The organism is Streptomyces sp. B1866 (assembly GCF_031932565.1).
Lineage (GTDB): Bacteria > Actinomycetota > Actinomycetes > Streptomycetales > Streptomycetaceae > Streptomyces.
Genome location: NZ_JAVSCF010000359.1, coordinates 1 through 4,820, shown reverse-complemented (window position 1 = coordinate 4,820; position 4,820 = coordinate 1). Strand labels below are relative to the sequence as shown.

Sequence of the window (4,820 nt, the reverse complement as noted above, 5' to 3'; positions counted from 1 at the left end):
GCCCGGCCGCGCCCGCGCCCGCGGTCTGACCCGGCCGCCCGGCGCGCGGATTCCGCGCCGTTCGAGCCCCCGACCCGCGCGACGTAGGTACGCGGCCGCGCGGTGGGCGGTTGCGCGGTGGGCGGGGGAAGCCCGTGCCAGGCGCGCCCGCCGGGCCCGGACGTATCCCACGCGGCACGCCGGGCCGCCGGCGCGCGGCGATCGCGGCGGACCGCACCGGCCCCGCGGGAATCCGGCGAGCCCCCGCCGCACTCCGGCCCGCTGCCGCATCTGGCGGCCCGCTGTCGAAGGGCCGGCCACGACGCGCCACCGGCGCGCGCGGCCGGCCCTCGGCGTGCCGGGGCCCCGGTCCCGCGCCCGTGCACGCGGCGGAGCGCCGACCGGGCCGCCGCCGAGCCTGTAGCAGCGGAGAACGCTGGTCGTCCGGCCGGTGAACACCGAGTGCCAGGGCGGTCGGGCGCCGCCGCCCCGTGCCCGTACCCGCCGCGCCCCGCCCGCCGCCTCCGCCGCGCCCCGTCCGCCCCGTGCGCCTCCGCCGGACCGCACCCGGCCCCGCCGTACGGGTCCCGGGCCCGGGTGGCACCGGGTGCCGGGGAACCCTTTTCAGCGATCCCCTCCCACGGTCATCTGAGGTAGCCTCCGCAAGCGAAGTCTTTATCCCCACGGCGAGTACGGCATTCGATCGCGACGGGGGCGCGAGTGCCGGTCGCCCACCCGCGAGCGAGTGGACCCGTCGCCGGACCGGCGCGGTCCCGGCGGCGGATGAGCGGAAGAGGTTGGGTCATGGGTGAGGAGACGGCCGACGGCGCGCGTCAGGCGGCGCGGGCCGGGGCGGCGCGCGGCGCGGGCGAGGTGGGGGAGCCCGGGCTGAGGCAGCTGCTCGCCGGCCTGACGGCGGTGCGCGACGGCGACTTCGGCACCCGCCTTCCAGACGACGCCGACGGACTGCTCGGCGAGATCGCCTCGGTGTTCAACGGCATGGTCGACCAGCTGTCGCTGTTCACCTCCGAGGNGACTGCTCGGCGAGATCGCCTCGGTGTTCAACGGCATGGTCGACCAGCTGTCGCTGTTCACCTCCGAGGTGACCCGCGTGGCGCGGGAGGTGGGCACCGAGGGCCGGCTCGGCGGCCAGGCCGAGGTCCCCGGGGTGTCCGGCACCTGGAAGGACCTCACCGACTCGGTGAACGCCATGGCGGGCAACCTGACCACGCAGGTGCGGGACATCGCCCAGGTGGCCACGGCCGTGGCGCGCGGCGACCTGTCGCAGAAGATCGACGTGGACGCGCGGGGCGAGATCCTGGAGCTGAAGGACACCGTCAACACGATGGTGGACCAGCTGTCGTCGTTCGCCGACGAGGTGACCCGGGTGGCCCGCGAGGTGGGCAGCGAGGGCCGGCTCGGCGGCCAGGCCCGGGTGCTCGGCGTCGGCGGGGTGTGGCGCGACCTGACCGACTCGGTGAACTTCATGGCGGGCAACCTCACCGACCAGGTGCGCAACATCGCCCAGGTGGCCACGGCGGTGGCGCGCGGCGACCTGTCGCAGAAGATCACCGTGAAGGCCGAGGGCGAGGTCGCCGCCCTCGCCGGGGTGATCAACACCATGGTGGGCACGCTCTCGTCGTTCGCCGACGAGGTCACGCGCGTGGCCCGCGAGGTGGGCACCGAGGGCATCCTCGGCGGCCAGGCACGGGTGCCCAACGTGGCCGGCACCTGGAAGGACCTGACCGACAACGTCAACTCGATGGCGGGCAACCTCACCGGCCAGGTGCGCAACATCGCGCAGGTGACCACGGCCGTCGCCCGGGGCGACCTGACCCGCAAGATCGACGTGGACGCGCGCGGGGAGATCCTGGAGCTGAAGACGACCATCAACACGATGGTGGACCAGCTGTCGTCGTTCGCCGACGAGGTGACCCGGGTGGCCCGCGAGGTCGGCCGCGAGGGCCGGCTGGGCGGCCAGGCCGAGGTCGAGGGCGTGTCGGGCACCTGGAAGCGGCTGACGGAGAACGTCAACGAGCTGGCCGGCAACCTCACCCGCCAGGTCCGGGCCATCGCCGAGGTCACCAGCGCGGTCGCCGAGGGCGACCTGACCCGCTCCATCACGGTGGAGGCGTCCGGCGAGGTCGCCGACCTCAAGGACAACATCAACTCGATGGTCGAGTCGCTGCGCGCCAGCACCCGGGCCAACGAGGAGCAGGACTGGCTCAAGACCAGCCTCGCCCACATAGCCGGCCTGATGCAGGGCCGGCGCGACCTGCCGGTGGTCGCCGAGCGGATCATGGAGGAGCTGACCCCGCTGGTCTCCGCGCAGTACGGGGCGTTCTTCCTCGCCGACGACACCCCGCCCGTACCCGAGCTGGTGCTCATCGGCTCGTACGGGCGCGCCGCGCGCGCGGACGGTCAGCCCACGCGCTTCCAGTTCGGGCAGTCCCTGGTCGGCCAGGCGGCCCGCAGCCGGCAGACCATCGCCGTGGACGACATCCCGGCCGGTTACGCCACCATCTCCTCCGGCGCGGGCCGGACCGCGCCGGTCAGCCTGGTCGTCCTGCCGATCATCATGGAGGACCAGGTGCTCGGCGTCATCGAGCTGGCCTCGGTGCACCGGTTCACGCCCGTACAGCGGGACTTCCTTCAGCAGCTGCGGGAGACCATCGGCGTCAACGTCAGCACCATCATCGCCAACGCCCGCACCGACGAGCTGCTCCAGGAGTCCCAGCGGCTCACCGCCGAGCTCCAGACCCGCTCCGCGGAACTCCAGAGCAGGCAGGAGGAGCTCCAGCAGTCCAACGCGGAGCTGGAGGAGAAGGCCGCGCTGCTGGCCACCCAGAACCGCGCCATCGAGCAGAAGACCCTGGAGATCGAGCAGGCCCGCCAGGAGCTGGAGGCGCGCGCCCAGCAGCTGGCCCTCGCCTCGAAGTACAAGTCGGAGTTCCTGGCCAACATGAGCCACGAGCTGCGTACCCCGCTCAACAGCCTGCTGATCCTCGCCCAGCTGCTGGCCCAGAACCCCACCCGCAACCTCACGCCCAAGCAGGTCGAGTACGCGGGCATCATCCACTCGGCCGGCTCCGACCTGCTCCAGCTGATCAACGACATCCTCGACCTGTCCAAGGTCGAGGCGGGCAAGATGGACATCATGCCCGAGCGGGTGCCGCTGCGGCGGCTGCTGGAGTACGTGGAGGCCACCTTCCGGCCCCTGACCACCCAGAAGAGCCTCGCCTTCGAGGTGGTCACCGAGCCCGGCGTGCCCGCCGAACTGCTCACCGACGACTCGCGCGTGCGGCAGGTGCTGCGCAACCTGCTGTCCAACGCGGTCAAGTTCACCGAGGCCGGCAGCGTCGTGCTGCGGATCGGGCCGATCGCCGACACCGAGCTGCCCGCGGGGGTGCGGCGGCACGGCCCGGCCGTCGCCTTCCGGGTCTCCGACACCGGCGTCGGCATCCCCGAGCAGCAGCTGGAGACGATCTTCGGGGCGTTCCAGCAGGCCGACGGCACCACCAGCCGCAGGTTCGGCGGCACGGGCCTGGGCCTGTCCATCAGCCGGGAGATCGCCTACCTGCTCGGCGGCGCCATCGGCGTGGAGAGCACCCCGGGCGTCGGCAGCACCTTCACCTTCTACCTGCCCGTGGCCCGCCCCGACTTCCAGCAGGTCCCGCCGGGCCCCGCCCCGGCCGCGGCCGACGCCCCGGCGCCGGCCGCCCCGTCGGTAACCGCCCCGCCGGCGCCCTCCCGGCAGCGGCGGCTGCTGGTGATCGAGGAGCGGCCGCGCGGCCTGCTGACCATGGTCGCCGAGAGCGCAGTGGCCGACCTGGTCGACGGCCACGACCTGGGCTACCCGCACGGCGGCGTCGAGATCGTCACCGCGGTCGGCGCCGAGGAGGCGGCCGCGGCCCTGGCGGCCGACGCCTTCCACTGCGTGGTGCTGGACCTGGGGCTGGCCGACGGCGCGGCCCTGCGGTTCCTGACGGCCATGGACGGCGACGCCGCGCTGCGTACGGTCCCGGTGCTGGTGCACAGCAACCGGCGGCTGGACCCGGCCCAGGAGCGGACGCTCCAGTCGCGGGTCGGCACCTGCCCGCTGGAGCTGCTGCCCAGCCTGGACGAGCTGCGCGAGCGCGTCGCCCTGCACCTGTCCGCCGACGGTCCGGGCGACGTGCCGCCGCTGGCGCGGCGGGACGTGCCCCCGGCCCTGGACGGCCACGCCGTGGAAGGCGCCGGGCCGGACGACGCGCGGCTGGCCGGGCGCACCGCGCTGATCGTGGACGACGACGCGCGCAACGTCTACGCCCTCACCGGCATCCTGGAGCTCCAGGGCATGCGGGTCCTGCACGCCGACAACGGCCGTGCGGGCATCCAGACCCTGACCCGCAACCCGGACGTCGACCTGGTGCTGATGGACGTGATGATGCCGGAGATGGACGGCTACGCGGCCACCGCCGCCATCCGGAGCATGGCCGAGCACGCCGACCTGCCGATCATCGCGGTGACGGCCAAGGCGATGCCCGGGGACCGGGAGAAGAGCCTGGCGGCCGGGGCCAGCGACCACGTCACCAAACCGGTCGACGCCGGGGACCTGGTCGCGTGTATCCAGCGCTGGCTGCGCACCTGACCCGGCGCCGGCCCGGTGGCGGCCGGAACCGCGACAGGCGGCCCGCACGTCCGCGGGCGGCCCCAGACCTTGTCCGAGGAGCCTGAGTTCCGTTGCACACTCCCCAGCGTCCGGAAGGGGCCGTTCCGAAAGACGGTCCGGCGCCGGCCGCCCCGGCCCGGCGGCCCGCCGGAGCGGCGCGCCCGACGGCCGGCGCCGGGGGCGAGGCCGC

Annotated in this window: 1 pseudogene; it reads left to right on the top strand. The window is 74.4% G+C overall.

Annotated elements, in window-relative coordinates:
- Nucleotides 1-783: 783 nt before the first annotated feature.
- A pseudogene (locus RKE29_RS27930) lies at nt 784-4,609 on the top strand (HAMP domain-containing protein).
- The last annotated feature ends 211 nt before the right edge of the window (nt 4,610-4,820 follow it).